Origin of the sequence: Pseudomonas reactans (assembly GCF_013387025.1) — a bacterium.
In the GTDB taxonomy this organism is placed as follows: Bacteria; Pseudomonadota; Gammaproteobacteria; order Pseudomonadales; family Pseudomonadaceae; genus Aquipseudomonas; species Aquipseudomonas reactans.
This window is the reverse complement of the sequence record NZ_JACAQP010000006.1, coordinates 520,318-547,101: the sequence shown is the minus strand read 5'-3', so window position 1 is coordinate 547,101 and position 26,784 is coordinate 520,318. Positions and strand designations below refer to the sequence as shown.

The following is a 26,784-nucleotide window of genomic DNA, read 5'->3' as shown; positions in this document are numbered from 1 at the left end:
TCGCTCCTACAGGGGAGTCAGGAGGACAGGTACGAAGAGCGCGTCAGGCCCAAGCGCAACGCATCCAGGAACTGGGTACGCTCCGACGCACTGATCTTCGCGCTCGCACACTTGTCGCGGTAATGCGTCATCAACTCCTCCGGCGACAAGTGCACATAACGCAGCATGTCTTCGATGGTGTCGTGGGTCTCGATCCCGGCGCTGTACACCGAACCGTCTTCACGCTGGTAGATGTTCACCGAGTCGGTGTCACCGAACAGGTTGTGCATGTCGCCCAGGATTTCCTGGTAAGCACCGACCAGGAAGATACCCAGCAGGTAGTCTTCACCTTCGTTCAAGCCGTGCACCGGCAGGCTGGTCTCGATGGACTGCTCGTCGACGTATTGCTTGATCTTGCCGTCGGAGTCGCAGGTCAAGTCTTGCAGCACGGCGCGGCGCAGCGGCTCTTCATCGAGGCGGTGCAGCGGCAGGATCGGCAAGACCTGGCCGATGGCCCAGGTGTCCGGCAGGCTCTGGAACACCGAGAAGTTGCAGATGTACTTGTCGGCCAGCTTGTCGTTGAGTTCGTCCAGCACCTGGCGGTGCGAGCGCTGACGGGCTTTCAACGAGTTGTGCAGGCGGCGGCACACGGCGAAGTAGCACTGCTCGGCCAGGGCTTTCTCGGCCAAGGTCAGTTTGCCATCCGCGTACTGGGTGGCCACGTCGCTCATATAGTGAGTGGCGCGCCAGTAGGTTTCGGTGACCATCTCGATGTCGGTCGGGCCGAGCAGGTCCACCAGCCATTGCACGGTTTCCGGCAGGCTTTCCTTGTTCTCGATGGTCGGGATTTCGTCGTTGTGTTTCTCGACGTCGGTCACCTGCACCACCAGCATGGCGTGGTGGGCGGTCAGGGAACGGCCGCTTTCGGAGAAGATGTTCGGGTGCGGCAGGCTCTGCGCGTCGCAGAATTCCTTGAGCATGCCCACGACTACACCCGCGTAGTCGTCCATGTCGTAGTTGATGGAGCTGGCGTTACGCGAGTGCGTACCGTCGTAGTCCACGCCCAGGCCACCGCCGACGTCGATGTGGTCCACCGGCAGGCCAAGGTTGCGCAGCTCGCCGTAATAACGGATGGCTTCCTTGAAACCGTGCTGGTAGTCGGCCAGGTTGGCGATCTGCGAGCCCATGTGGAAGTGCAGCAGGCGGATGCCCTGGTCCAGGCCCGCCGCGCGGAAGCGCTCGACCACCGACAGCAGTTGCGCCGCCGACAAACCGAACTTGGATTTTTCCCCGCCGGTGTCCGCCCACTTGCTCGATGCCAGCGACGACAAACGCACGCGCAGGCCGACCTGTGGCTTGACCTTGAGGCTGGCAGCCTCTTCGATCACCAGTTCAACTTCGGATTCTTTCTCGATCACGATGAACACGTTGTGGCCGAGCTTCTGGCCCATCAGCGCGAGGCGGATGAACTCACGGTCCTTGTAACCGTTGCAAACAATGGTGCCGCCCTTCGGCGCCAGGGCCAACACGGCCAGCAGCTCAGGCTTGGAGCCGGCTTCCAGGCCGATGGACACGTTCTGGGTGGCGATGATGTTCTCGATCACCGCTTCCTGCTGGTTCACCTTGATCGGATACAGCGCGGTGTACTTGCTCTGGTATTCCAGGCGCTCGATGTTCGCATCAAAAGCGCCGGTCAGCTGGCGTACACGGTCTTGCAGGATGTCGGGGAAGCGCACCAGCAACGGCAACGACAGGCCGCTCTTGCGCAACTCGTCGACTTGTTCGTACAGGTCGACAGGCGTGCTGTTCGGGCCGTTCGGACGGACTTCTACGCGACCGGCTTCATTGATCGCGAAATACCCGGCCCCCCAATGGCGAATCCCGTAAACACTGCGGCTGTCCGCAACTGTCCATTGGCTGCCATCGTCTTTGCGTGTGCGTCGTACGGACATCGAAGTCCCCTATAAATGAAGTCGAAGGCACCGCCCCTATCAGAGGCTGGCGCAGTCTAAAGAATGAAAATGACGATTTGCCTGCGTGCAAGGTAGGACCCCACGCGCAGGACAGAGTTTAGACACAGGTCGGGAAGAGGCTTTCAGCCGCCGGACTTCTTGGCCTTGTACCCGAGCTTGATCAGCTCGGCCAACAGCAACTCGACGTGATCGCCCTGAATCTCGATGACGCCGTCTTTCAACGCGCCTCCGGTGCCACAGCGCTTTTTCAGCGTGGTGGCCAGCTCCTTCAGGGCATCCTCGGCCAACGGCACGCCGGTGATAGTGGTCACCGTCTTGCCGCCACGGCCTTTGCTCTCGCGGCGCACGCGGGCAATACCGTCGCCTTCAGGGATCAGGGTCTGTTTGCAGGTACACGAATCCACGGGCTGACGACAGCCCGGGCAGTGTCGACCTGCATCGGTGGAAAATACCAGGCCACCAAGGGCGGCGAAGGATGCGGCTTTTTTGGCCACCGGCAATCCTCTTGGGAGGATGAAGACTGATCGGCACCCGCAAAGCGGTGAACCGACCGCGAAGCCCCACTCAGGCAGGGGCAGCGCTACCGAACCGCCAAGGTCAACCCTACCTGTAGGAGCGAGCTTGCTCGCGAAGATCGCCAACGATGACACGGGCATTCAGGATGTCCACATCGCTCTTGCGTTTTTCGCGAGCAAGCTCGCTCCTACAGTGATTCCGGGGTGAAACAATGGTGGTTCGGGTGAAAAGTCGCGCAGTGTAACCACAAAAAGCCGACTTGCTAAGAGCCAAATGGCGCCAATTTATGCAACTTTAGCGACGCAAGGCCAGATAACGACGCAACCCTTCCTGGGCATCCGGGCAGTAAGGCTTTTGCCCAGCCTCCTGCAGGACCGTTGCAAGGGGTAAAAAGCGCGCTTCCATGACTTCTTCCGGCTGCAAACGCAACGGCCCGTCCCAAACGGCGGAGTAGGAGGTGCACCAGAGCCGACTGTCGCCATCCTCGAAGTAGAAATGGTCATGTTCGACCAATTCCACTCCACCGACACCCAACTCCTCCTCCAACTCGCGCGCCGCCGACACGGCATAGGACTCTCCCGCCGCCACCATCCCGCCCGCCGCCGTGTCCCAGAAACCGGGGTACAGGGCTTTGCTCAGGGTGCGCCGATGCACACACAGCTCACCCTTGGAATTGAACAGGAATATGAAGGTGCAACGGCCGATCAGGCCGCGCTGGCGAAGGTCGGACCTGACGAGGTGACCGAGCAGGTTGTCCTGCTCGTCGACCCAGCAGATCAGTTCAGCATCGGAAGCCGCGCGATGGGCGGCCTCCATTTGGGTAGCGTCCATCATCAACCCTGGTTGAGGAGCTGACGCAAGTCGATCACTGCAGCGTTGGCCCGGGAAATGTAGTTAGCCATCACCAGCGAGTGGTTGGCCAGGACGCCAAAACCACTGCCATTGAGGATCATCGGGCTCCACACAGGCTCTTGCGAGGCTTCCAGCTCACGAATGATCTGGCGCACGCTGACCGTGGCGTTCTTCTTGGCCAGTACATCGGCAAAATCGACTTCAATGGCACGCAGCAAGTGCGACAAGGCCCAAGCCTGGCCACGGGCTTCGTAGAACACGTTGTCGATCTGCATCCATGGGGTTTCCACCACTTCTTCATCGACCTGCGGCACTTCACCCGGCGCCAGGGCTTCGGTTTTCAGTGCGGTGTTCAGTTTCACCCGGCCGACGCTGGCCGACAGGCGTTGCGACAACGAACCAAGACGGGTGGCAACATCGCCCAGCCAGTTGTTCAGGTTGTCGGCACGTGCATAGAACAGCGCGCCGCGCTGGTTCGGATCGGACAGGCGTGCTTCGTAGCGGCTCAGGGAGTTGATGCCTTCCTGGTACTCCGACTCACTGGACGGGAGCACCCAGCTTTTGTTGTCGAAGTTGAAGCGTGGCTCGGCCTTGGCCAGATCCGCGTCTTCGGCCGACTGCGACTGCGAGCGGGCGAAGTCTTTGCGCAGGGCGCGAGTCAGGTCGCGCACCTGCACCAGCACGCCGTATTCCCAGCTCGGCATGTTGTCCATCCACAAGCCTGGCGGGAAGCGATCGTTGGAAATGTAGCCACCGGGCTTGTTCAGCAAGGTGCCGACCACGGTCTTGAGGGTTTCGACCGTGGTGTAGCCCACCACCATCTGCTTGCCTTCTTTCTCGGCAGCCAATTGCGCATTCTGCTGCACCGGAAACAGCGCCGGCTCTTCGCTCCAGTACCAGCCCAGGGCGCCGGTGACCAACAGGTACAGGCCGAGCACGCTGAGCACGGCACGGCTCATCAGCACGGTACGAAAATAGCCGCGGTTGGCCGACTTGGGCTCAGGCGCGGGGCCTTTGGCGCTGCCTGCACGGTTTTTCCAGTCCAGCATGGCGATATCCTTTCAATCACTTGAGTTCAGGGCGTACGTTCAAACACTCCGACCATAACCCTACCGCATCGTGCCCGCCCGTGCGGGGCTTTTTACCGCGCGCGACCACCCAGTCAGCAACTGAATACTACCCAGACGCAGTTTATTGACGTATGACACTCATCCTATCGGAAAGAGGTGCTAGCATAGAGCCATCAGTCGACCTCAGCATGCACCCTAACTAGTAGTCAGGATATGACCGAGCCAGAAGACCCCAGCCGTGAGCGTCTCAAGCAGCATTTTGCCCAGCGGGTAATTCATCAGGCACGTCAAATTCTTGAGATCTGGCAGCGCCTGCAACGCAGCGAATGGTCCGGCGCCGACCTGTCCGAACTCAGCGAGGCCAACTTGCGCCTGCTGCGTTTTGCCGAGCGCTTCGAACAGCCGGAACACAGCCAGTTGGCGCGACACATCGGCGACTCCCTCAGAGCGGTGGACGAGAACCGTGGCCGCCTGAGCAGCCACCTGATCACCGAACTCAATCGCTTGATGCAGCGCCTGTCCCGCACCGGCCTGCGCCAGGGTGACCAGCTCGAACAAACTTTCCTGCCGCCGATGCGCAAGCCGATCTACGTGATGCTGGCCGATCACGACCGCGCCGAGCGCCTGGCCAAGCAGCTGGAATTCTTTGGCATGAGCGCCCAATCCCTGGACAGCGTGGCGGCGTTTCGCGCATCGATGGCCGAGCGCCTGCCTTCGGCGATTGTGATGGACGTGGACTTCTGCGGCGCCGGCCTGGGCCTCAAGCTCGCCGCCGAAGCCCAGGAAGGCCTGGAGCAAAAGCTGCCGCTGCTGTTTTTCAGCCTGCACGAAACCGATACCCCCACGCGCCTGGCCGCCGTGCGCGCTGGGGGCCAGGAATTCCTCACCGGCACCCTGGAAGCGTCAAGCCTGCTGGAAAAGATCGAAGTGCTGACCTGCGTCGCCCAGTACGAACCGTATAAAGTGCTGATCATCGACGATTCGCGGGCCCAGGCACTGCACACCGAGCGCCTGCTCAACAGCGCCGGCATCGTCACCCGCACCCTGATCGAGCCGATCCAGGCCATGGCCGAGCTGGCGGACTTCCAGCCCGACCTGATCATCCTCGACATGTATATGCCGGCCTGTACCGGCACCGAACTGGCCAAGGTCATCCGCCATAACGATCGTTATGTGAGCGTGCCGATCATTTACCTGTCGGCCGAGGACGATCTGGATAAACAGCTGGACGCCATGAGCGAAGGCGGTGACGACTTCCTCACCAAGCCGATCAAGCCTCGCCACCTGATCACCACGGTGCGCAACCGCGCGGCGCGCGCGCGCAACCTCAAGGCGCGGATGGTGCGCGACAGCCTCACCGGCCTGTACAACCACACCCACATCCTGCAATTGCTCGAAGACTGCAGCTTCCGCGCACGCCGCGAGAACAAGCCGCTGAGCTTTGCCATGCTCGATATCGATCACTTCAAGCGGGTCAATGACAGCCACGGCCACCCCATGGGTGACCGCGTGATCAAGAGCCTGGCGCTGTTTCTCAAGCAGCGCTTGCGCAAGACCGACTATATCGGCCGCTACGGCGGCGAAGAGTTCGCCATCGTGATGCCCGACACCGACCTGGAATCCGCGTGCCGGGTGCTGGATGAGATTCGTGGGCGCTTTGCCGAAATCCACTACCCCGCCCAACCCCAGGATTTGTGGTGCACCTTCAGCGCCGGGTTGGTGGAGCTGTGCGACGGTTCCGACAGCCTGATGATGGCGGCCCAGGCCGACGAGGCGCTGTACCGCGCCAAGGATGCGGGACGCAACCGCGTGCAAGCTGCGCGCACGTCAAAGCAAAGTGCCACCTTTTCACCAGAATCCACTGATTCGGTCATAACACTGTAATGAAAACGCAATAACTTCAGGCACTTATCTTTTGCTGTCGGTTGAAACCACGCATGCGCCTGAAGCTGCTGACCAATCTCAATACCCTTCTTCTGGTGGCCGTGTGCCTGGCGCTGGGCGCGACCCTGTGGTGGTCGCAGCGCGCGCTGGAACGGCCGTATTTGCTGATGGAACGCTACCTGGGCCTGTCCCAGACCTTCCAGAACCAGGCGGCGCGCAATATCGACGACTACCTCGCCAGCGGCGACGCCCTGCGCCTGAGCAGCGCCAGCCAGAGCCTGGAAAGCCTGCTGCAGCATTTGGATGAATTGCCGACGGAGCTCGCGCAGAATTTGCGCCCGAGCCTGGTGGACCTGGATGCGTTCAGCAAGACTGACCTGCTGGCGGCCGGCAAACTGGCCGGCGACCCGCAAGCCTTGTTGCTACAGGCCGAGCGCGAATTAGGCGCGAACCTGGAGCAATTGAGTCAGTACGCCATCGGCGTGACTACCCCTGAAGCCGCCCGCTATCTGCCGCCTTTGCTAGCTGCGTCGCAGCACCTGGGCAAACTGTCCCTGGCCCGCGACAAATTGGTGAGCAGCGGGCGCGCGGAGCTGGCCGATGATGTGGAGCGCGAAGTCAGCAACATCCGCAGCCAAGCCGATGTGCTGGAACAACTGCCATTGCTCGGCGTGAAGGCCAGCGCCGAATCCAGCGCCGACGACTTTTCCGCGCTGATGGGCCTGGAGAACACCGAAAAAACCGAAACCCAGGACACCGGCGTCGATCTCAAGCGTGAACTCAACAGCCTGCTCACCCGCTACCCTGCCGAACTCAAGCGCACCCGCGAACAGATCCAGCAACGCACCGACCTGGCCGCCAAGACCCACCAGAAAATCGACACCGTGCAACAGGCCATTGCCGGCCTGGAACCGGTGGTGCGCGCGCAGCACGGCAAGATCCAGGGCGAAGTGCGCCTGATGCAAGGCGTGATGATCGGCCTGATCCTGCTGATCGCGCTGCTGATCGACACCCTGCAACGCCGCCTGGCACGGGTGCTGACCAACCTGGCACCGGCCCTGTCGACCTGGGCCGAGGGCGATTTCAGCCAGCCGATTGCCCTGGGCAAGACCAACCGCGAGCTGCACGACATTGAAGCCTCCCTGAACCGTCTACGGGCTTACCTGGTGGATTTGGTCGGCACCATTCGCGGCAATGCCGAGGAAGTCGCCGGCAGTAGCCGTGCGCTGGCCGAACTGAGCAGCGGCCTGCACGACGGCGCCGAACGCCAGGCCGGAGATACCGCGCAAATCCGTGATTCGCTGGGTGAACTGGAAGCGACCATCCAGCAAGTCGCGGGTGATGCCAGCCAGGCGGCGGGCGCCAGCCGCAGTGCTGGCCAGGCGGTGGAGCAAGGCCAACGCGTGATCGGCCTGAGCCTGACCGGGTTGCATGCCCTGGTGGGCGAAGTGCAGCAGAATGCGCAGATGATCGAAAAACTCGCCGAAGAATCCGCGACCATCGGCGGCGTACTGACAGTAATCCGCTCGATTGCCGATCAAACCAACCTGCTCGCCCTCAACGCCGCCATCGAGGCCGCTCGCGCTGGTGAAGCCGGCCGTGGCTTTGCCGTGGTCGCCGACGAAGTCCGCTCCCTGGCCCAGCGCACCGCAGGTGCCACCGCAGAGATCCAGACCCTGATCGCCGGCCTGCAAAGCGCCGCCCATCAATCGGTGCAAGGCATGCGCGCCCAGGTCGAACACGCCGAGGCCACCGCCCAGCAAGCCCAGGCGGCGGACGGCGCGCTGGATGAAATCGTCGGGGCGATCCAGACCATTTCCGACACCGCCGTGCGTATTGCCGATGTGACGGCACAGCAGAGTGGCGCCGTCAGTGAGATTCGCGACAACAGCGAGCGGATTCACCAGTTGGGTGAGGACAACTTGCTGCGAATCGGCCAGGGCCGCAGCCAGGGTGAGCACTTGCTGGTGCTGGGTGGGCAGCTCAACACTGCCGTGCAGGCGTTTCGCGTCTGAACATCCACTGTACGAGCGAGCTTGCTCGCGAAGAACGCGCAGGCACCGCTTTAATCCAGACGCCCCGCGGTATCGTTGACGTTTTTCGCGAGCAAGCTCGCTCCTACACTGACCGAATCCGGCCTCACAGTCACAAATTTCGCGCTATCCTCGCTAATCGTGCTGCCTACTGCATAGAACTGGACAGTCACAAAGGCTTTGCGGCATAGTCGCCGGGTTCTGCCGTACCCACATCAATAACAAGGAACAGCCGATGGCGACCTTACTGGTTCTTCACGGACCCAACCTGAACCTGCTTGGCACCCGTGAACCGGGCGTCTACGGGGCAGTCACCCTGGACCAGATCAACCTCGACCTGGAGCGCAGGGCCCGTGAAGCCGGCCACCATCTGCTCTACCTGCAAAGCAATGCCGAGTACGAATTGATTGATCGCATCCATGCCGCGCGTGGCGAAGGCGTGGACTTTATTCTGATCAATCCCGCCGCTTTTACACATACAAGCGTTGCATTACGTGACGCGTTGCTGGCGGTGAGCATCCCATTCATCGAAGTGCATTTGTCGAACGTGCACAAACGCGAAGCTTTCCGCCATCACTCCTACTTCTCCGATGTAGCGGTAGGTGTGATCTGCGGCCTTGGCGCCAGCGGTTACCGACTGGCCCTGGAGGCCGCCCTGGAACAACTTGAACAACCGGCCAAGCGCCCCTGACCGACCCTTGGGAGTTGATGATTCATGGATATCCGTAAAGTTAAGAAACTGATCGAACTGCTGGAAGAATCCGGTATCGACGAGCTGGAAATCAAGGAAGGCGAAGAGTCCGTACGGATCAGCCGCCACAGCAAGACCCCGGCCCAGCAGTTCTACGCGCCACAGATGCAAGCACCGGCCCCAGCCGCTGCCGCTCCGGCTGCTGCACCTGCCGCCGCTGCTCCTGTTGCGCCAGCTGCCCCTGCGTTGAACGGTTTCGTGGTCAAGTCGCCGATGGTCGGTACGTTCTACCGCACCCCGGCACCGACCTCGCCAGCCTTCGTTGAAGTCGGCGCAACCGTGAAAGTGGGCGACACCATCTGCATCGTTGAAGCGATGAAGATGATGAACCACATCACTGCAGAAAAAGCCGGCGTCATCGAATCCATCCTGGTAGAAAACGGTCAGCCGGTTGAGTACGACCAGCCGCTGTTCACCATCGTTTGAACCGCGGAGCGCCTTCGATGTTGAAACCTGCGAAGAAACTGCAAAAAGTCCTGATCGCCAACCGCGGCGAGATCGCGCTGCGTATCCTGCGCGCCTGTAAGGAAGAGGGCATCAAGACCGTCGCTGTTTACTCGACGGCCGATACTGAATTGATGCACGTGAAACTGGCGGACGAAAGCATCTGCATCGGCCCGCCCCTGGCCACGAACTCGTACCTGAAAGTCTCGAACATCATCGCGGCCGCGGAAGTGACCGGCGCTGATGGCATCCACCCTGGCTACGGCTTCCTCGCGGAAAACGCCGATTTTGCCGAACAGGTGGAAAAATCCGGGTTTGCCTTCATCGGCCCGAAAGCCGAAACCATTCGCCTGATGGGTGACAAGGTTTCTGCCAAGGACGCCATGATCGCGGCCGGCGTGCCAACCGTTCCAGGTTCCGACGGCCCGCTGCCGGAAGACGAGGAAACCGCTCTGCGCATTGGTCGCGAAGTCGGCTACCCGGTGATCATCAAGGCCGCCGGTGGCGGCGGTGGTCGCGGCATGCGCGTGGTGCACAAGGAAGAAGACCTGATCGAAGCGGCCAAGCAGACTCGCTCCGAAGCGGGCGCCTGGTTCGGCAACCCGATGGTCTACCTGGAGAAGTACCTGACCAACCCACGTCACGTGGAAGTGCAAGTACTGTCCGACGGCCAAGGCCACGCCATCCACCTGGGCGATCGCGATTGCTCGCTGCAACGTCGTCACCAGAAGGTCCTGGAAGAAGCGCCGGCACCGGGCCTGGACGAAAAAGCGCGTCAGGAAGTACTGGCCCGCTGCGTCAAGGCGTGCATCGACATCAACTACCGTGGCGCGGGCACTTTCGAGTTCCTGTACGAGAACGGTCGCTTCTACTTCATCGAGATGAACACTCGTGTGCAGGTAGAGCACCCGGTGTCGGAGATGGTCACCGGTATCGACATCGTCAAGGAGATGCTCAGCATCGCCGCCGGCAACCCGCTGTCCTTCACCCAGGACGACGTGAAGATGCACGGCCACTCCCTGGAGTGCCGCATCAACGCCGAAGACCCGAAAACCTTTATCCCAAGCCCTGGCCTGGTCAAGCATTTCCACGCGCCCGGCGGCAACGGCGTACGTGTGGATTCGCACCTGTACAGCGGCTACAAGGTTCCGTCCAACTACGACTCGCTGATCGGCAAGCTGATCACCTGGGGTGCCACCCGCGACGAGGCCATGGCCCGTATGCGTAACGCCCTGGACGAAATCGTGGTCGACGGCATCAAGACCAACATCCCGCTGCATCGGGACCTGGTCCGTGATGAAGGCTTCTGCGAAGGTGGTGTGAACATTCACTACCTGGAACACAAGCTGGCCAACCAGTAAGTGCTCTGAAACACCAAAGCCGCCTCCGGGCGGCTTTGTTGTTTGTGGGCACTGGGTTTTGCTGGATGGATACATCACCCTGTGGGAGCGGGCTTGCTCGCGAATGCGGTGCATCAGCTAAAATACTCTTCACTGACTCACCGCATTCGCGAGCAAGCCCGCTCCCACATTTGTTATGTGTACACCCCTCCCGCCGCTCGCGTAAACTTGCGCGCTTTCGCAGCCCTACCCCGCTGCACACTCATTTTTTCAAAGGTGCCCGCCATGCCTTGGCTGCAAGTCCGTCTCGCCATCAGCCCAGAACAAGCCGAAACCTATGAAGACGCTTTCCTCGAAGTCGGCGCGGTCTCGGTGACCTTCATGGACGCCGAAGACCAGCCGATCTTCGAACCGGAACTCAATACTACGCCGCTGTGGTCCCACACCCACTTGCTGGCCCTGTTCGAGGACGGCACCGATGCTGCCGCCGTACTGGCCCATATGGAACTGCTCACCGGCGGCCCACTGCCAGAGCATCACAGCGAAGTCATTGAAGACCAGGACTGGGAACGCAGCTGGATGGACAACTTCCAGCCGATGCGTTTCGGCCAGCGCCTGTGGATCGTGCCAAGCTGGCACGCCGCGCCCGAGCCGGACGCGGTCAACCTGCTGCTCGACCCAGGTCTGGCGTTCGGCACCGGCACCCACCCCACGACCGCGCTGTGCCTGGAGTGGCTGGACGGCCAGGAACTGATCGACAGCCACGTGCTGGACTTCGGCTGCGGCTCGGGGATCCTGGCGATTGCCGCCCTGTTGCTGGGCGCCAAGGAAGCCGTGGGCACCGATATCGACGTGCAGGCTCTGGAAGCCTCCCGTGATAACGCTGGCCGCAACAACATTCCTGAGGGCAAATTCCCACTCTACTTGCCAGAGCAACTACCCCAAGTAAAAGCCGATGTGCTAGTGGCGAATATTCTCGCCGGCCCGCTGGTGTCCCTGGCGCCGCAACTGTCGAGCCTGGTCAAGCCGGGCGGTCGCCTGGCGCTGTCGGGCATCCTCGCAGAGCAGGGCGAAGACGTTGCCGCCGCCTATGCGCAGGACTTCGAGCTGGATCCGATCGCCAACCGTGATGGCTGGGTACGCATCAGCGGCCGTCGGCGCTAGAATGAGCGCTTGCCTGAATCGGATGGCCGCATGACCGACAGTTTCGTCACCCAATGCCCGCATTGCCAAGCACGCTTTCGCGTCAATCACGCTCAATTGAGCGTGGCCCGTGGCGTGGTGCGCTGCGGCTCGTGCCTGCAAGTGTTCAATGCCGCCAGACAGTTGCTGGAGCAGGGCGCGGCCGGCACAACCGCGCCTGAGCTGCCGGCTGCGGTTGAGCCAGAGCCACCACGGGCCATCAGCCAGAAACAGTGGACCGCCGAAGAGCTGGACCTGGACAACCTGGACCTGGACGAAGAACTGGCCAAGCTGGAACGCCGCGAGATTCAGCACACGCTGCCTGTCGGTGCAGACCGTCGCCAGCCCGGCACCGACCGCCGCCAAAAGGAAGAGTCCTTCAGCGCGAGCCGCGACACGGTCAAGGCCGAAGAGGAAAAGTGGGCGGCAAGCCTGTTCAGCGAACCGCCTGAGGAGCGCCTCCACGTCACCGAAGACGAGCCTGAGCCTGCAACCAAACAACGCACCGAACCGTCCATGTCGTTTCACACCGACGATCTCGACGATGAGCCGCCACTGCGCTCCACACCGGACGATGATGACGTCGACCCGCCGTTCACGCCACTGACCAAAGCGGCCGAACCCGAAGATCGCCTGCCACCTCGCCGCAAGCGCCCACGCGCCGAGGCCAGTGTGCATGACGATGTGCTGCAGGACCTGGAAGACGACCCGCTGCACCTCTACGCGCAGAAACGCCCGTCGGGCTGGGGCCGTCGCCTGATCTGGCTGTTGCTGGTACTGATCGCCGCCGCCGGACTTGCAGGCCAGTACATCGCCTATCAATTTGACGACCTGGCCCGCCAGGACGCTTATCGCCCCTGGTTCCAGCAACTGTGCCCCACACTGGGCTGCACCGTGCCATCACGGGTCGATATCACCCACATCAAGAGCAGCAACCTGGTGGTGCGCAGCCACCCGGATTTCGCCGGGGCACTGGTGGTGGACGCGATCATCTACAACCGCGCGACCTTCTCCCAGCCCTTCCCGCTGCTGGAGCTGCGTTTTGCCGACATGAACGGCAGCCTGATTGCCAGTCGTCGCTTCAAACCCGCCGAATACCTCAGCGGTGAGCTGGCCGGTGTCAGCGAAATGCCCTCGCAAACCCCGATCCATATCTCCCTGGATATCCTCGATCCGGGCAATAAAGCCGTGAATTACAGCCTGAGCTTTCACTCGCCCGAGTGAATCGGTTCGTGCATTGAGATTTGACGGCGGGTTATTGACTTTCCTTTGCGCAACCAAACCGGTGGCGATAAAGAAATAACTGTTCAGATTTTATCCAATTCAGCCTTTATCCAGTCATCGAGAGCGGGTATCATGCCAACCCTTTTTCGAACTCTAATGATCCGGCCCCACAACAGGGAAGTCCTATGTCGGCGGTACGCATCGGCCCATATACATTGCAGAACGGCTTGATCCTCGCCCCGATGGCGGGCGTCACCGACCAGCCCTTTCGTCAGCTATGCAAGCGTTTGGGCGCGGGTCTAGTAGTCTCGGAAATGGTCACCAGCGACATGAGCTTGTGGAACACCCGCAAATCGCGGATGCGCATGATCCACGAAGGTGATCCCGAGCCCCGCTCGGTACAGATCGCCGGTGGCGATGCACAGATGCTGGCGGATGCGGCCCGGGCGAACGTGGAGTTGGGGGCGCAGATCATCGACATCAACATGGGCTGCCCGGCCAAGAAGGTCTGCAACAAGGCCGCCGGTTCCGCGCTGTTGAAAGATGAGCAGTTGGTTGCCGAGATCCTGCAGGCCGTTGTCGCCGCAGTGGATGTGCCGGTCACCTTGAAGATTCGTACCGGTTGGGACCGGGACAACAAGAACGGCCTGACCGTGGCGAAGATCGCAGAACAGGCAGGCATTACAGCGCTGGCGGTGCATGGCCGCACCCGCGCCGACCTTTACACCGGTGAAGCCGAGTACGACACCATCGCTGCAATCAAGCAGGCGGTGTCGATGCCGGTGTTTGCCAATGGCGACATCGACTCCGCCGAGAAAGCCAGGCGCGTGCTGCACGCGACCGGTGCCGATGGCTTGTTGATTGGCCGGGCAGCCCAGGGGCGGCCGTGGATTTTTCGTGAGATCGAGCATTTTCTGCGTACTGGCGAAGTGTTGCCGGCACCAGAGTTGATCGAGGTGGAACGTATTCTGCTAGAGCATCTGGCCGCCCTGCACGCCTTCTATGGGGACGTGATGGGAGTACGCATTGCTCGCAAGCATGTCGGCTGGTATCTCGCAACCCTGCCGGGCGCCAGGGAGTTTCGCGCCCACTTCAATCGTTTGGATGATACGGAAGCACAGTGCGCCAACGTTCGTGAGTTCTTCAGCGAGCGTTACAAGAGCCTGGGGACAGGGGACGGAGAGGGGGTGGCCGCATGACGATGATGACCGAGACTTTAGTGAGTGGAACAACACCCGTGAGCGACAACGTCAATTTGAAACAGCACCTCAACACGCCGAGCGAAGAAGGCCAGACCCTTCGCGGGAGTGTCGAGAAGGCGCTGCACAATTATTTCGCCCACCTTGAGGGCGCTTCCGTCACGGACGTGTACAACCTGGTGCTCTCCGAAGTCGAGGCGCCTTTGCTCGAAAGCGTGATGAACTACGTCAAGGGCAACCAGACCAAAGCCAGTGAGCTGCTGGGCCTCAACCGTGGCACCTTGCGCAAAAAGCTCAAGCAGTACGATTTGTTGTAAGCATTCAATCAAACCAGAAAGGCGCCCGCGTAAAAAACGGTCGCCTTTTTTGCTGACTCCTTTGCTTTTGATGGAAATTGAAATGACCGACCAGACTACCCGCCTGCCGATCCGCCGCGCCTTGATCAGTGTCTCCGACAAGACCGGGATCCTCGAATTTGCCCGGGAGCTGGAAGCCCTGGGCGTGGAAATCCTCTCCACGGGCGGGACCTTCAAACTGCTGCAGGACAACGGCGTGGCCGCAGTGGAAGTGGCGGACTACACCGGTTTCGCAGAAATGATGGACGGTCGGGTCAAGACCCTGCACCCGAAAATCCACGGCGGCATCCTTGGCCGCCGCGGCACCGACGACGCGATCATGGCCGAGCACGGCATCAAGCCGATCGACCTGGTAGCCGTTAACCTGTACCCGTTCGAAGCCACCATCAACAAGCCAGGCTGCGACCTGCCGACCGCCATCGAAAACATCGATATCGGCGGCCCGACCATGGTGCGCTCGGCGGCCAAGAACCACAAAGACGTGGCCATCGTGGTCAACGCCAGCGACTACGCCAACGTGCTGGAAAGCCTGAAAGCCGGCGGCCTGACCTACGCCCAGCGCTTCGACCTGATGCTCAAGGCGTTCGAACACACCGCCGCCTACGACGGCATGATCGCCAACTACATGGGCACTGTTAACCAGGCGGCTGAAACACTGTCCACCGAAGGCCGCAGCCAGTTCCCGCGTACCTTCAACAGCCAGTTCATCAAGGCCCAGGAAATGCGCTACGGCGAGAACCCGCACCAGAGCGCGGCGTTCTACGTGGAAGCCAAGCCGGCTGAAGTGGGCATCGCCACCGCGACCCAACTGCAAGGCAAAGAGCTGTCCTACAACAACGTGGCCGACACCGACGCCGCGCTGGAATGCGTGAAGAGCTTCGTCAAGCCGGCCTGCGTGATCGTCAAGCACGCCAACCCGTGCGGCGTGGCCGTGAGCCCGGACGCTGAAGGCGGTATCCGCCAGGCGTACGAGCTGGCCTATGCCACCGACACTGAATCCGCATTCGGCGGCATCATCGCCTTCAACCGTGAGCTGGATGCCGAGACCGCCAAGGCGATCGTCGAGCGTCAGTTCGTGGAAGTGATCATCGCTCCAAGCGTGAGCATCGAGGCCCGCGCCATCGTTGCCGCCAAAGCCAACGTGCGCCTGCTGGCCTGCGGTGAGTGGTCGGCCGAGCGTGCGGCTGCCTGGGACTACAAGCGCGTCAATGGCGGCTTGCTGGTACAGAGCCGCGACATCGGCATGATCGGTAGCCAAGACCTGAAAGTCGTGACCCAGCGCGCACCGACCGAGCAAGAGATCAACGACCTGATCTTCGCCTGGAAAGTGGCCAAGTACGTTAAATCCAACGCCATCGTCTACGCCAAGAACCGCCAGACCATCGGTGTCGGCGCCGGCCAGATGAGCCGCGTGAACTCGGCGCGTATCGCCGCGATCAAGGCTGAACACGCTGGCTTGCAAGTCGTGGGGTCGGTAATGGCTTCCGATGCGTTCTTCCCATTCCGTGACGGTCTGGACAATGCCGCGAAAGCCGGTGTGACCGCCGTGATCCAACCGGGTGGCTCGATGCGCGATGCAGAAGTCATCGCTGCCGCTGATGAAGCCGGCATCGCCATGGTCTTCACCGGTATGCGCCACTTCCGCCACTGACAGAATTTGAGGTTTTTGACATGAATGTTTTGATCATTGGCAGCGGTGGCCGTGAACACGCCCTGGCCTGGAAAGTTGCCCAGGACCCGCGCGTCCAGAAAGTATTCGTAGCACCCGGCAATGCCGGTACCGCCATTGAAGCCAAGTGCGAGAACGTCGCAATCGACGTGCTGGCCCTTGAGCAGCTGGCCGACTTTGCTGAAAAAAATGTGTCCCTGACCATCGTCGGCCCGGAAGTGCCATTGGTTGCCGGCGTCGTGGACCTGTTCCGCAGCCGTGGTCTGGACTGCTTCGGCCCGACCGCTGGCGCGGCCCAGCTGGAAGGTTCCAAGGCGTTCACCAAGGACTTCCTGGCCCGCCACAAAATCCCGACCGCCGACTACCAGAACTTCACCGAGATCGAGCCGGCCCTGGCTTACCTGCGTGAAAAAGGTGCGCCGATCGTGATCAAGGCCGATGGCCTGGCCGCCGGCAAAGGCGTGATCGTTGCCATGACCCTGCAGGAAGCCGAAGACGCCGTGCGCGACATGCTCGCCGGCAACGCGTTCGGTGACGCCGGTTCGCGCGTAGTGATCGAGGAGTTCCTCGATGGCGAAGAAGCCAGTTTCATCGTGATGGTCGACGGCAAGAACGTCCTGCCGATGGCCACCAGCCAGGACCACAAACGCGTCGGCGACGGCGACACCGGCCCGAACACCGGCGGCATGGGTGCCTACTCCCCTGCCCCGGTGGTCACCCCCGACGTGCACCAGCGCGTCATGGACCTGGTGATCTGGCCGACCGTGCGCGGCATGGCCGATGAAGGCAATGTGTACACCGGCTTCCTGTATGCCGGCCTGATGATCGACAAAGCCGGTAACCCGAAAGTCATTGAGTTCAACTGCCGCTTCGGTGACCCGGAAACCCAACCAGTGATGCTGCGCCTGCAATCGAGCCTGGTGCTGCTGGTGGAAGCCGCCCTGGCCCAAGCCCTGGACAAGGTTGAAGCCCAGTGGGATCCACGTCCGAGCGTTGGCATTGTGCTGGCGGCCGGTGGCTACCCTGCCGACTACGCCAAGGGCGACGTCATTGAAGGTCTCGACGCCGCTGCTACGCTGGAAGGCAAAGTGTTCCATGCGGGTACCGCGCTCAAGGACGGCCAGGTTGTGACAGCCGGCGGCCGTGTGCTGTGCGCCACCGCCATGGGCGCCAGTGTCGACGCCGCGCAGCAACAGGCTTACAAGCTGGCTGCAAAGATCGACTGGAAAGGCTGCTTCTATCGCAAGGACATCGGCTATCGCGCCATTGCGCGGGAGCGTGGCGAGAAACAGTAAGTCGCTATCCGTTCGGCTAGGCAGGGGCCTCTGGCCCTTGCCGTATGCAGCCCTACCCGCGCATAGTTAACCGTGCATCAACCTACGAAGGGATTTCGCCGTGCGCTGGCTCAGGATCGCCATAGGTTTTACTGTCAGTCTGCTGACACTGCTCTGCTTGTTCCCGGCCCAGGCCGCCGCGCAAGGCAGTGGCTGGGCAGTATTGCTTGATGAACAGGCCGACCTGCAACTGAGCGACATCCGTTCCTCGCGCTACACCAATCAATTCAGCCCCATCGAACTGGACCGCATTACCGCCGCGGAACCGGACGGTGCGTTGTGGGTGCGTTTCAAACTGCAACCCGGCAAGCACGAACAAGTGCTGCGGGTCTTTGCTCCGGATTTGTCCCACCTGAGCCTCTATGTACTGGACGGCGATACCCTGGTGGAGCAGCAGAGCACCGGCACACGCCAGCCCCAGGCGGAGCGCCCATTGCCGAGCAGCGACTTCATGCTGCCGATGCCCCAGAGCCAGAAACCTTTAGAGGTCTACCTGCGCCTGGTCTCGGAACATGAGCTGCGCCCCTATATCACCCTGGAACCGGCCGTGCTCGCCGCCGCCGACCAGACCCAGACGCTGATCTACGGCCTGCTGTTCGGCTGTCTGCTGATGCTGATCCTGCACAACATCACCCGTTTCGCCTACCACCGCTCGCGCAGCAGCCTGTGGCTGGCGGCCTGCGAAATCCTGCTGATGCTCAGCCTCGCACTGCTGCTCAATCTGATCGGCCCCTGGCTGCCCAACTGGCACGCAATCCAGACCCCAGGCGCCTATCTGGCCCTGCTGCTGACGGCGCCGTGCGGATTGATGTTTGCCTACCGCTTCTTCATGCCCCTGGGCCCACACCCGCTGAACAAGCTGTTGATGGCCGACATCCTGTTCATCGTGCTGTGCGGCTTGTTGCTGTTGTTCGTCAATACCCTGCCGCTGAACATCATCACCTATGCCCTGGTGGCCCTGGCTGGCTTGAGCATGTTGTTTGTCTCGGCCTATCACTGGCAGAAAGGCTACCGCCCGGCACGCCTGTTCGTGGCGGCGATGGTGGTGTTCAACATCGGCACGCTGATCATTTTGCCGGCGCTGCTGGGCCTGACGATGGTCTCGCCCCAGGGCCTGATCGTCACACTGCTGGCGTTTATCTGCCTTAGCGGTCTGTTGATGAGCCTGGCGCTGGGCGAACGCCAGCGCGCGATTGTCGAAGCGCGCTTCAGCCTCAGCCGCGACCTGGCGGCAAGCAACGCAGAAATTGCCGCCAAGGCCGAGTTCCTGGCCAAGATCAGCCACGAAATCCGCACGCCCATGAACGGCGTGCTGGGCATGACCGAATTGCTGCTGGGCACACCGCTGTCGGTGAAACAGCGCGACTACGTGCAGACCATCCACAGTGCTGGCAATGAACTGCTCACGCTGATCAACGAAATCCTCGACATTTCCAAGTTGGAGTCCGGCCAGATCGAACTGGATGACGTGCAGTTCGACCTCAACGCGCTGATCGAAGACTGCCTGAGTATTTTCCGCGCCAAGGCCGAGCAACAGAACGTCGAACTGATCAGCTTTATCCAGCCCCAGGTGCCTCGCGTGATCAGCGGCGACCCGACGCGTCTGCGCCAGGCCATGTTGAGCCTGTTGGAAAACGCCCTGCAAAAGACCGACGAAGGCGAAGTGCTGATCGTCGTCGCACTGGACGACCGCAGCACCAAGCCGCGCCTGCGCATCGCCGTGCAAGACAGCGGCTTGCCGATGGAAGCGGCCGAGCGTGACGCCCTGCTGCACAGCGAACTGCACAGCAAGAATTTCTTCTCCGCCACCCGCCTGAACGGTCACCTGGGCCTGGTCATCGCCCGTCAGTTGATCCTATTGATGAACGGCGAATTCGGCATCAAGAGCGGCAGCCACCAGGGCAGCACCTTGTGGCTGACCCTGCCGCTGGACCCGGAACGCCTGGAACACCCGACTTCCGACCTCGACGGCCCACTCAAGGGCGCACGGGTGCTGGTGGTGGACGACAACGACACCTGTCGCAAAGTATTGGTGCAGCAATGTTCGGCCTGGGGCCTCAACGTCAGTGCCGTGCCATCGGGCAAGGAAGCCCTGGCACTGCTGCGCACCAAGGCGCACCTGCGCGATTACTTCGACGTGGTGCTGCTGGACCAGAACATGCCCGGCATGACCGGCATGCAACTGGCGGCGAAGATCAAGGAAGACCCGAGCCTGAACCACGACATCCTGCTGATCATGCTTACCGGCATCAGCAACGCGCCGAGCAAGATCATCGCGCGCAATTGCGGGATCAAGCGCATCCTCGCCAAACCCGTGGCCGGCTACACGCTCAAGACCACCCTGGCCGACGAACTGACCCAGCGCAGCAAGGGCAACGTCCCAGCACGCCCCGTCCTCAATGCGCCCGCGGCCATTACCGTGCCGACGGATTTCCGCATCCTGGTGGCTGAAGACAACAGCATCTCCACCAAAGTGATCCGTGGCATGCTCGGCAAGCTCAATCTCAACCCGGACACTGCCAGCAATGGCGAGGAAGCGCTGGAAGCGATGAAAGCCCAGCGCTATGACTTGGTGTTGATGGACTGTGAAATGCCAATCCTCGACGGCTTCTCGGCCACCCAGCAACTGCGCGCGTGGGAAGTCAGCCACCAGCGTATTCGCACACCGGTGGTGGCGCTGACGGCGCACATTCTGTCGGAACATAAAGAGCGTGCACGCCAGGCCGGAATGGACGGGCACATGGCCAAGCCGGTGGAGTTGTCGCAGTTGCGTGAGCTGGTGGAGTTCTGGGTGGCGCAGCGCCAACAGCGGCCCGAGCACGCCCCTTCCTGATTGAAACAAACCTTCTGTAGGAGCGAGCTTGCTCGCGAAAAATGCAAGCTCACGGCGTGCAACCTGATGAGCTGCGTCATCGTTAACACACTTCGCGAGCAAGCTCGCTCCTACAGTGGAACACAGGCCTGATAGACTCCCCTAGGATTTCCTCCTTCTACCGCGAGCCGCCCCCCATGCTCCACGTGTTATTCAGCGTCTACCTGAAAATGCTGGTGCTCTACAGCCCGTTCTTCGTGCTGTCCTGCTTTATCAGCCTGACCCGTGGCTACTCCAGCAAAGAACGGCGACGCCTGGCGTGGAAAGTGGCGTTGGCGACCCTGGTATCGAGCGTGTTGCTCTACTTGTTCGGCCGCGTGATCTTCAGTGTATTCGGCATCACCGTCGACGCCTTCCGCATCGGTGCCGGCAGTGTGCTGTTTATCTCCGCCCTGGGCATGGCGCAAGGCAAGTCGGCGGTGCAGACCGACAACGTGCAGCAGGACGTGACCATCGTGCCGCTGACCATCCCCCTCACCGTCGGCCCTGGCACCATCGGTGCGCTGCTGGTGATGGGCGTGAGCCAGCCGCACTGGGATGACAAGCTCACCGCCATCCTCAGCATCGCCCTGGCCAGCCTCACGGTGGGTGTGGTGCTGTACCTGTCCAACCGCATCGAACGGATCCTCGGTGACCAGGGCTTACAGATTGTCAGTCGGTTGATGGGGTTGTTCGTGTGTGCCCTGGCCGCGCAAATCATCTTCACCGGTGTGCGCGGTTACCTGGTGCCTTAGATCCGGTATTTGGCGATAGCCGACTGCACCTTGTCACCCGCACTCTCGCGCATCAGTTGGATCGTCTTTTCGTTGACCACCGAGGTATTCAGCACCAGGCACGTCTGCCCGCTGAAGGCCTCGAACGAGGAACTGTCCCATTCCAGGAAAGGCAGACCCACCTGTTTGCTCACGCCATGGCTGCTGTAGGTCACCAGCACCATCATCAGTTCGCTGTCTGTTTCTGCACAGGACGCCAGGCCGAAATCACCGCCCTGGTGTACCGCGCTGTTGCGCTTGAACAGCTCGAAAGTCCCAGGTGCCTGCTTCAACGCCTCCAATGCATCGGCCGCCAATTTCGGCAAAACGCTCAGCAAGTGGCCGGACAATGAAGTCGACGCCAGCAGGGCCGCGATGATGTTCAACGCCGCCAATTGTACGGTCAGACCCTTGCCGGAACGCGAAACCCGTTCGAAGCGGCTGCGCACCGGCAACCAACCCAGGCTGACCATCACCTTGATGAATTCGTCGTACCAGCGTTCGGTGCCACGCGGGACCTTCAACACATCGCTGACGTAACTGCTGGCCAGCAAATAGCTTTTACGCACGTACTCCCGGTTCAACCCGGACAAGCCTTCGGCAAACGAGATGACGCCGTTGTTGACCACGGCGGCATTGAAGTCGTCCTCGATGTCCAACGGTAGCGCCGCGTGTTTGCCGGACGCTCCCGGTAGCTTGTAGGCGGCAATCAACGTGCGCCTTTTTTTGTTGTTGATCCTTCTGTGATGTCGCTCCATTTTGGTTCTCCACAAGCACCCCAACTCGGGGCTTATGTCCACCCTAGTCCACTGGCCGAAGCGTTTTCCAGACGACAAACATCCCTTGGCGCAACCCGTCAAACCATGCCGCCCAGCAATCACGCGGCATGCCTGGCGGGCTTCCGGATTTCGTCGCAGAAAAAAGAAAAAGCCCCGGACAACGCCAGGAAAATCCCTGGGTCATTCGGAGCTTTCAGGCGCCTGTTGGGCGGCTTTCAGGTGGCGGGCTTCTCGCCGTACCAGCGCGGTGTGTACACCCACTCACCGCCACCGGCACGCGGGAAGGTGACGGTGGTGGACGAACCGATCAGCACCATGGTGCGCATGTCCACCTGCTCCGGCGTCAGTTGCCCCAGCGTGGTGACACGCAGGGTCTGCCCCGGCCGACCGATATCACGGCCCAGCACCACCGGCGTTCCGGGCGTGCGGTGCAGCGCGACGATTTCCAGGGCACGCCCCAACTGCCACGGCCGTGAACGCGAAATCGGGTTGTAGAACGCCAGCGCGAGGTCGGCCTGGGAAGCCAGGTCCAGGCGTTTTTCAATGATCGACCAGGGCTTGAGGTTGTCCGACAACGACATCACGCAGAAGTCATGGCCCAGCGGCGCGCCCGCTTGGGCGGCGGTAGCGAGCGATGCAGAAACGCCTGGCAGGATTTCCAGGTCGACTTGATGCCAGGCCGGATCACTGGATTCGTGCAGGGCTTCGATCACCGCAGCGGCCATCGCGAACACACCCGGATCGCCGGACGACACAACGACAACCGAACGACCTTGGGCCGCCAGCTCGAAGGCATGGCGGGCACGCTGCATTTCCTCACGGTTATCAGTGCAATGCTGCACTTGGTCGTCGCGGAACGGGCCGGCCATGCGCACGTAGGTTTCGTAGCCGAGTACGTCGGTGCAAAGCGCCAATTCGGCTTTCACCGCAGGCACCATCAACTCGGCAGCGCCGGGGCCCAGGCCGATCACGGCCAAGCGGCCACGCACGCGACCGACTTGCGACAGGTCCAAGGGTTGCTCGGCAACGTTGATGACGATATCGGCGTCCTGGGTGACGCTGGTAAAACGCAGCGGTACACCCAGCTCCAACGCCGCTTCATGCAACGACGCCTCGGCCATCTGCGTATCACTGGCCAGCAGGCACGCCAGGGATTGCACGGCGATGCCCGCCTCATGCAACCCCGTGCGCACTCGCTCAGCCAACTGCGCACCTGGCTTGCAGGTCACGCTGATGGTCTTCGGGTAGATCAGCAATTCATTGGCGGCAGGCGTGCGCTCGGCACTGCCCACATGAATCGCCAGGTGTGCCTGTGGGTCCTGGGGCAGGTTGGCCTGGTCCAGCCACGGCGCGGCGCCTTCGATGCGCACGCTTTCGCCGGCCAGCAGGTCGGAGACAAAACGCTTGCCCAGCTCCAGGTCGGCCAGTTCATAACCCGCTGGTGGATTGAGCAGGCAGGTGCCGAAACGCAGCTCGCCACTGGTGGTGATCGCAGCGGCCACGCTCAACGCAGCGGCGATTTCACGCGCCATCACATTCACACCACCCAGGCCACCGAGCAACGGCACCACGGCGCTGCCGTCTTCGGCCACGGCGAGCACGGCGGGTTCTTCGCCTTTTTCCAGCAGCAGCGGCGCCAAGGTACGAATGACGATACCGGCCGCGCACAGCGCAATCAGCGGCGTACCTTGCTGATAGAGCTGGCGCAGGGTCGCGCCGAATTCACTGTAGGCCTGGTCCGCGCCGTCGACCCGTCCGGCCAGGCCGTGGATCAACGCGCCGGGGTACACCTGCTGGATCTTGCGCGCAGTGGCCAGGCTGCCCTGGCCCAGAATAACAATCGCCGGGCTCATCAACCTTGCCACCGTTCACCGGGCACGATGATCAGCGAGAAGTACGGCGACGACGATGGATCGACCTGATCCAGCGGCACGATCTTCTGGTTCGCCATGGTGGCGCGCTCCACATACAACGCACGCCCGGCCAGGCCGAGCTCTTCCAGCACCAGACGCACTTTCGGGAAGTTGCGACCCAGCTTCATGATCACGGCCGCATCGGCATCCGCCAGGCGGCGCTTGAGGTCTTCATGGGGCAATACACCCGAAAGAACTGACAGGCTTTGATTGCGATACACCAACGGCGCACCCAGCACCGAGGCACCGCCGAGCATCGAACACACGCCTGGAATCACCTGCGCTTCATAGCGCTCGGCGAGGCGGTCGTGCAAGTACATGTACGAGCCATAGAAGAACGGGTCACCTTCGCAAATCACCGCCACGTCACGACCCGCGTCCAGATGTGCGGCGACGTCAACGCTGGCGGCGTCATAGAAATCGCTGATCACCTGCTCGTAGGACATCGGCGCCGGCAACACTTCGGTGGTCACCGGGTACACCAACGGCATCAAGGTCTGTTGCGGCACCAGATGGTCTTCGATGATGCCGAAGGCGTTGCCCTTCTTGCCCTTGGCCACGAAGTACGCCACCACCGGCGACTCGCGCAGCAGGCGCAGGGCCTTGAGGGTGATCAGTTCCGGGTCTCCTGGGCCCACGCCCAGGCCGATCAAACGTCCACGCGCCTGCATTATTCGACCTCCGTGGCCAGGGCGTTCACCGCGGCGGCGGCCATGGCGCTCCCGCCCAGGCGGCCCTGCATGATCACGAACGGCACACCACGGCTGTCGGCGGCGAGCATCGCCTTGGACTCGGCGGCGCCGACAAAACCGACCGGGAAACCGAGGATCAACGCCGGTTTCGGTGCGCCAGCGTCGAGCATTTCCAGCAGATAGAACAACGCGGTCGGCGCATTGCCGATCACCACCACGCTGCCTTCCAGGTGCGGACGCCACAGCTCCAGGGCGGCAGCGGAGCGGGTGTTGCCCAGCTCACGCGCCAGCTCCGGCACGCTGTCGTCGCGCAGGGTGCAGATCACTGGGTTATTGGCGGGCAGACGTGCGCGGGTCACGCCCTCGGAGACCATCCGCGCATCGCACAGAATCGGCGCGCCAGCGGCGAGCGCATCGCGCCCAGCCTTGCCCGCGCCCTCGGAGAACTGCAGGCCGTCGATGGCGTCGACCATGCCGCAAGCATGAATCACCCGCACCGCGAGTTTTTCCAAGTCAGCCGGGATGCGGTCCAACTTGGCTTCCGCGCGAATAATGGCGAAGGAGTTGCGATAGATCTCCTGACCGTCGCGGATGTAATCAATCATCGGTGTTGCTCCGTGGGCGAGCGCGCAGCAGGGCGCCCGTCGCTTCAATAGAAAGGTTGCGTGCGTGCAGCCGGCCGAAACCGGGCTGGGCTGCCTCGCGGAAATAGAGGTCGTAGTGGCCGGGGCTCACCGCCAGCAAGGTCACCGGCGCGGTATGTGCGGCGGCGCAGGAGCGTGGGCAACCGGACAGGTGCACGTTGTGCCCGGTGTCCAGGGCAGCGAGTTGCATGGCGTCGGCCTTGGTGTCGGCCAGGGCCTTGCCGCAGCCGCTGGAGCCGGTACAGGCGGTCATGCGCGACAGGGGCTGGTCGATTGAACAAAGAAAACCGAGCTGCGCCAGGTGTTCGGTCACGGCGTGCGGTTTTTCGACGTTGGGCAGCAGCACACCCTGCCAGGGGGTGAAACGCAGCGTGCCGTCGCCGTACTCAGTGGCCAGTTGCGCGGCGCCCTTGAGCATCGTCGCATCCAGGCGGCCCAAAGGTGCGATGGCGGCGACGTAAAATTGGTTCTTTTGCGCTTGTGGATAAGTGCCAAGGTGCAGCAAAGCGCCACTGGGCGGGCGTTTGAAGCCATCAACAGGCAGCAGCGACAGCGTTAGACGACTCAACACGTCATCCACAGGCAGATGGCGCATGCGGGTCTGTTCTGGCGTGGCGATGTGCAGAAACGCTTCCAGCACGGCCACCACCAGGGCATGGCCCTGGTCCAATGGCACGGCGGCCAGCGGCGCATCCAGCCCCGGACAACCTGCCAGACCAAAGGCGAGAAGCGTCTCGCCCTCCCGTACGAACGCCGACAGCCACAGGTCATGGTGATGTTCGAGCATCGCCAGGGCCTCACCGCCATCCAACTGTACGGCGAACTTGGCCGACAGCTCATGAAAGCGCGGGTGGCTTTGCAGGGTATTCAGGATCTGTTCGGCCAGCGGGCGCGTATCGAAGAGCATCTGCGGATCGATCCCGGCGCTCGGGCTGAGCATCAGGTTGCGCACGTCGTCGCCGGCGGCATTGCTGGGGCCGAGGTCGGCCGCTAGCAGCATCGCAATCAGCGTGCTTTCTTCAGTGCCAATCCCACGAATCTGCAGATTGGCGCGGTTGGTCGCCTCGATCACGCCGCCCGCATAGGCCTGGGCGGCATCCGCCACCGCGTGGGCTTGGGCGGCAGTGATCGAACCACCCGCCAGTTTGATCCGACAAATGCCGCCGTCCAGCGCCTGGACAATACGCAGCAACCCCGGACAAGCCGAGGGGCGCAAGGTATTCACAGCGGGCGTTGGGTTCACGGGGCTACCGGTTGATGGGTAAAGGCGCGGTATTATGCCTGCTTTGTCCGGCGGCATGAAAAGCCTGCCCGTCGGATGTCGTT

General features: G+C 61.9%; 22 protein-coding genes. 13 read left to right on the top strand and 9 right to left on the bottom strand.

What is annotated here, in order from left to right:
- Positions 1–17: 17 nt before the first annotated feature.
- The 4 genes from speA to HX793_RS08820 all read right to left on the bottom strand — a co-directional run bounded on the left by speA (position 18) and on the right by HX793_RS08820 (position 4,279).
- On the bottom strand, positions 18–1,931 hold the full coding sequence (speA, locus tag HX793_RS08835) for an arginine decarboxylase (protein WP_096144003.1): 1,914 nt from the start codon (positions 1,929–1,931) through the stop codon (positions 18–20).
- Between the two features lie 143 nt (positions 1,932–2,074).
- Entirely contained in the window at positions 2,075–2,446 is a 372-nt protein-coding gene (locus HX793_RS08830) for a translation initiation factor Sui1 (RefSeq protein WP_177094727.1), read from the bottom strand.
- A gap of 316 nt (positions 2,447–2,762) precedes the next feature.
- Positions 2,763–3,299 carry an NUDIX hydrolase gene (locus HX793_RS08825; protein WP_177094725.1) on the bottom strand — a complete coding sequence of 179 codons (537 nt, stop codon included), beginning with the start codon at positions 3,297–3,299 and terminating at the stop codon, positions 2,763–2,765.
- A 2-nt stretch (positions 3,300–3,301) separates the two neighbouring features.
- Positions 3,302–4,279 carry a DUF2333 family protein gene (locus HX793_RS08820; RefSeq protein WP_370468598.1) on the bottom strand — a complete coding sequence of 326 codons (978 nt, stop codon included), beginning with the start codon at positions 4,277–4,279 and terminating at the stop codon, positions 3,302–3,304.
- 324 nt (positions 4,280–4,603) lie between these two features.
- On the opposite strand from HX793_RS08820, the gene HX793_RS08815 reads away from it, so the two are divergent.
- From HX793_RS08815 to HX793_RS08755, 13 genes are all read left to right on the top strand, one after another.
- A complete protein-coding gene (locus HX793_RS08815; protein ID WP_016976999.1) occupies positions 4,604–6,274 on the top strand; it encodes a response regulator in 1,671 nt (556 codons plus the stop codon).
- Between the two features lie 1,466 nt (positions 6,275–7,740).
- Positions 7,741–8,289 (top strand): methyl-accepting chemotaxis protein, encoded by a 549-nt coding sequence (locus HX793_RS32000; protein WP_405045891.1) that lies wholly within the window; start codon positions 7,741–7,743, stop codon positions 8,287–8,289.
- A 253-nt stretch (positions 8,290–8,542) separates the two neighbouring features.
- On the top strand, positions 8,543–8,998 hold the full coding sequence (gene aroQ, locus HX793_RS08805; RefSeq protein ID WP_010213488.1) for a type II 3-dehydroquinate dehydratase: 456 nt from the start codon (positions 8,543–8,545) through the stop codon (positions 8,996–8,998).
- Between the two features lie 24 nt (positions 8,999–9,022).
- Entirely contained in the window at positions 9,023–9,484 is a 462-nt protein-coding gene (gene accB, locus HX793_RS08800) for an acetyl-CoA carboxylase biotin carboxyl carrier protein (RefSeq protein WP_016976997.1), read from the top strand.
- A 17-nt stretch (positions 9,485–9,501) separates the two neighbouring features.
- A complete protein-coding gene (accC, locus tag HX793_RS08795) occupies positions 9,502–10,863 on the top strand; it encodes an acetyl-CoA carboxylase biotin carboxylase subunit (RefSeq protein WP_010213490.1) in 1,362 nt (453 codons plus the stop codon).
- A gap of 264 nt (positions 10,864–11,127) precedes the next feature.
- Positions 11,128–12,006, top strand: coding sequence for a 50S ribosomal protein L11 methyltransferase (gene prmA, locus HX793_RS08790; protein ID WP_177051450.1), 879 nt, complete (start codon positions 11,128–11,130; stop codon positions 12,004–12,006).
- 30 nt (positions 12,007–12,036) lie between these two features.
- Positions 12,037–13,248: a DUF3426 domain-containing protein gene (locus HX793_RS08785; protein ID WP_177094724.1), complete on the top strand. Its 1,212-nt coding sequence runs from the start codon at positions 12,037–12,039 to the stop codon at positions 13,246–13,248.
- Between the two features lie 185 nt (positions 13,249–13,433).
- Entirely contained in the window at positions 13,434–14,447 is a 1,014-nt protein-coding gene (gene dusB, locus HX793_RS08780) for a tRNA dihydrouridine synthase DusB (RefSeq protein ID WP_016976994.1), read from the top strand.
- Complete coding sequence (fis, locus tag HX793_RS08775; RefSeq protein WP_002555375.1) at positions 14,444–14,764, top strand: DNA-binding transcriptional regulator Fis; 321 nt, start codon at positions 14,444–14,446, stop codon at positions 14,762–14,764. The genes dusB and fis overlap by 4 nt, the downstream gene beginning before the upstream one ends.
- Before the next feature lie 82 nt (positions 14,765–14,846).
- Positions 14,847–16,454 carry a bifunctional phosphoribosylaminoimidazolecarboxamide formyltransferase/IMP cyclohydrolase gene (purH, locus tag HX793_RS08770; protein WP_177051454.1) on the top strand — a complete coding sequence of 536 codons (1,608 nt, stop codon included), beginning with the start codon at positions 14,847–14,849 and terminating at the stop codon, positions 16,452–16,454.
- Between the two features lie 20 nt (positions 16,455–16,474).
- Entirely contained in the window at positions 16,475–17,767 is a 1,293-nt protein-coding gene (purD, locus tag HX793_RS08765) for a phosphoribosylamine--glycine ligase (protein WP_177051456.1), read from the top strand.
- Positions 17,768–17,867: 100 nt separating this feature from the next.
- The gene (locus tag HX793_RS08760) at positions 17,868–20,639 is read left to right on the top strand and encodes a hybrid sensor histidine kinase/response regulator (RefSeq protein ID WP_016976991.1); all 2,772 of its coding nucleotides are present in this window, start codon (positions 17,868–17,870) and stop codon (positions 20,637–20,639) included.
- A 176-nt stretch (positions 20,640–20,815) separates the two neighbouring features.
- A complete protein-coding gene (locus tag HX793_RS08755; RefSeq protein WP_003171467.1) occupies positions 20,816–21,412 on the top strand; it encodes a MarC family protein in 597 nt (198 codons plus the stop codon).
- Here the strand turns inward: HX793_RS08755 and HX793_RS08750 are convergent.
- The 5 genes from HX793_RS08750 to cobG form a co-directional block, all read right to left on the bottom strand.
- Positions 21,409–22,188, bottom strand: coding sequence for a hypothetical protein (locus HX793_RS08750; protein ID WP_095014527.1), 780 nt, complete (start codon positions 22,186–22,188; stop codon positions 21,409–21,411). The genes HX793_RS08755 and HX793_RS08750 overlap by 4 nt on opposite strands.
- 236 nt (positions 22,189–22,424) lie before the next feature.
- Positions 22,425–24,062, bottom strand: coding sequence for a precorrin-3B C(17)-methyltransferase (gene cobJ / locus HX793_RS08745; RefSeq protein WP_177094722.1), 1,638 nt, complete (start codon positions 24,060–24,062; stop codon positions 22,425–22,427).
- Positions 24,062–24,793, bottom strand: a complete 732-nt coding sequence (locus HX793_RS08740; RefSeq protein WP_177094720.1) for a precorrin-2 C(20)-methyltransferase — start codon at positions 24,791–24,793, stop codon at positions 24,062–24,064. The genes cobJ and HX793_RS08740 overlap by 1 nt, the downstream gene beginning before the upstream one ends.
- Positions 24,793–25,419, bottom strand: a complete 627-nt coding sequence (locus tag HX793_RS08735) for a precorrin-8X methylmutase (RefSeq protein ID WP_016976987.1) — start codon at positions 25,417–25,419, stop codon at positions 24,793–24,795. Before HX793_RS08735 ends, HX793_RS08740 begins: the two co-directional genes overlap by 1 nt.
- Complete coding sequence (cobG, locus tag HX793_RS08730; protein WP_177094718.1) at positions 25,412–26,758, bottom strand: precorrin-3B synthase; 1,347 nt, start codon at positions 26,756–26,758, stop codon at positions 25,412–25,414. The genes HX793_RS08735 and cobG overlap by 8 nt, the downstream gene beginning before the upstream one ends.
- Between the last annotated feature and the right edge of the window lie 26 nt (positions 26,759–26,784).

What these genes read in the sequence shown, in the direction of transcription:
- HX793_RS32000 (WP_405045891.1), top strand. Translation starts at nt 7,741, where the DNA reads ATGATCGAAAAACTCGCCGAAGAATCCGCGACCATCGGCGGCGTACTG.
- prmA (WP_177051450.1), top strand. Translation starts at nt 11,128, where the DNA reads ATGCCTTGGCTGCAAGTCCGTCTCGCCATCAGCCCAGAACAAGCCGAA.
- HX793_RS08740 (WP_177094720.1), bottom strand. Translation starts at nt 24,793, where the DNA reads ATGCAGGCGCGTGGACGTTTGATCGGCCTGGGCGTGGGCCCAGGAGAC.
- HX793_RS08815 (WP_016976999.1), top strand. Translation starts at nt 4,604, where the DNA reads ATGACCGAGCCAGAAGACCCCAGCCGTGAGCGTCTCAAGCAGCATTTT.
- speA (WP_096144003.1), bottom strand. Translation starts at nt 1,931, where the DNA reads ATGTCCGTACGACGCACACGCAAAGACGATGGCAGCCAATGGACAGTT.
- HX793_RS08825 (WP_177094725.1), bottom strand. Translation starts at nt 3,299, where the DNA reads ATGGACGCTACCCAAATGGAGGCCGCCCATCGCGCGGCTTCCGATGCT.
- HX793_RS08735 (WP_016976987.1), bottom strand. Translation starts at nt 25,419, where the DNA reads ATGATTGATTACATCCGCGACGGTCAGGAGATCTATCGCAACTCCTTC.
- cobG (WP_177094718.1), bottom strand. Translation starts at nt 26,758, where the DNA reads ATGCCGCCGGACAAAGCAGGCATAATACCGCGCCTTTACCCATCAACC.
- accC (WP_010213490.1), top strand. Translation starts at nt 9,502, where the DNA reads ATGTTGAAACCTGCGAAGAAACTGCAAAAAGTCCTGATCGCCAACCGC.
- purH (WP_177051454.1), top strand. Translation starts at nt 14,847, where the DNA reads ATGACCGACCAGACTACCCGCCTGCCGATCCGCCGCGCCTTGATCAGT.
- HX793_RS08785 (WP_177094724.1), top strand. Translation starts at nt 12,037, where the DNA reads ATGACCGACAGTTTCGTCACCCAATGCCCGCATTGCCAAGCACGCTTT.
- aroQ (WP_010213488.1), top strand. Translation starts at nt 8,543, where the DNA reads ATGGCGACCTTACTGGTTCTTCACGGACCCAACCTGAACCTGCTTGGC.
- dusB (WP_016976994.1), top strand. Translation starts at nt 13,434, where the DNA reads ATGTCGGCGGTACGCATCGGCCCATATACATTGCAGAACGGCTTGATC.
- purD (WP_177051456.1), top strand. Translation starts at nt 16,475, where the DNA reads ATGAATGTTTTGATCATTGGCAGCGGTGGCCGTGAACACGCCCTGGCC.
- HX793_RS08820 (WP_370468598.1), bottom strand. Translation starts at nt 4,279, where the DNA reads ATGAGCCGTGCCGTGCTCAGCGTGCTCGGCCTGTACCTGTTGGTCACC.
- fis (WP_002555375.1), top strand. Translation starts at nt 14,444, where the DNA reads ATGACGATGATGACCGAGACTTTAGTGAGTGGAACAACACCCGTGAGC.
- cobJ (WP_177094722.1), bottom strand. Translation starts at nt 24,062, where the DNA reads ATGAGCCCGGCGATTGTTATTCTGGGCCAGGGCAGCCTGGCCACTGCG.
- accB (WP_016976997.1), top strand. Translation starts at nt 9,023, where the DNA reads ATGGATATCCGTAAAGTTAAGAAACTGATCGAACTGCTGGAAGAATCC.
- HX793_RS08750 (WP_095014527.1), bottom strand. Translation starts at nt 22,188, where the DNA reads ATGGAGCGACATCACAGAAGGATCAACAACAAAAAAAGGCGCACGTTG.
- HX793_RS08755 (WP_003171467.1), top strand. Translation starts at nt 20,816, where the DNA reads ATGCTCCACGTGTTATTCAGCGTCTACCTGAAAATGCTGGTGCTCTAC.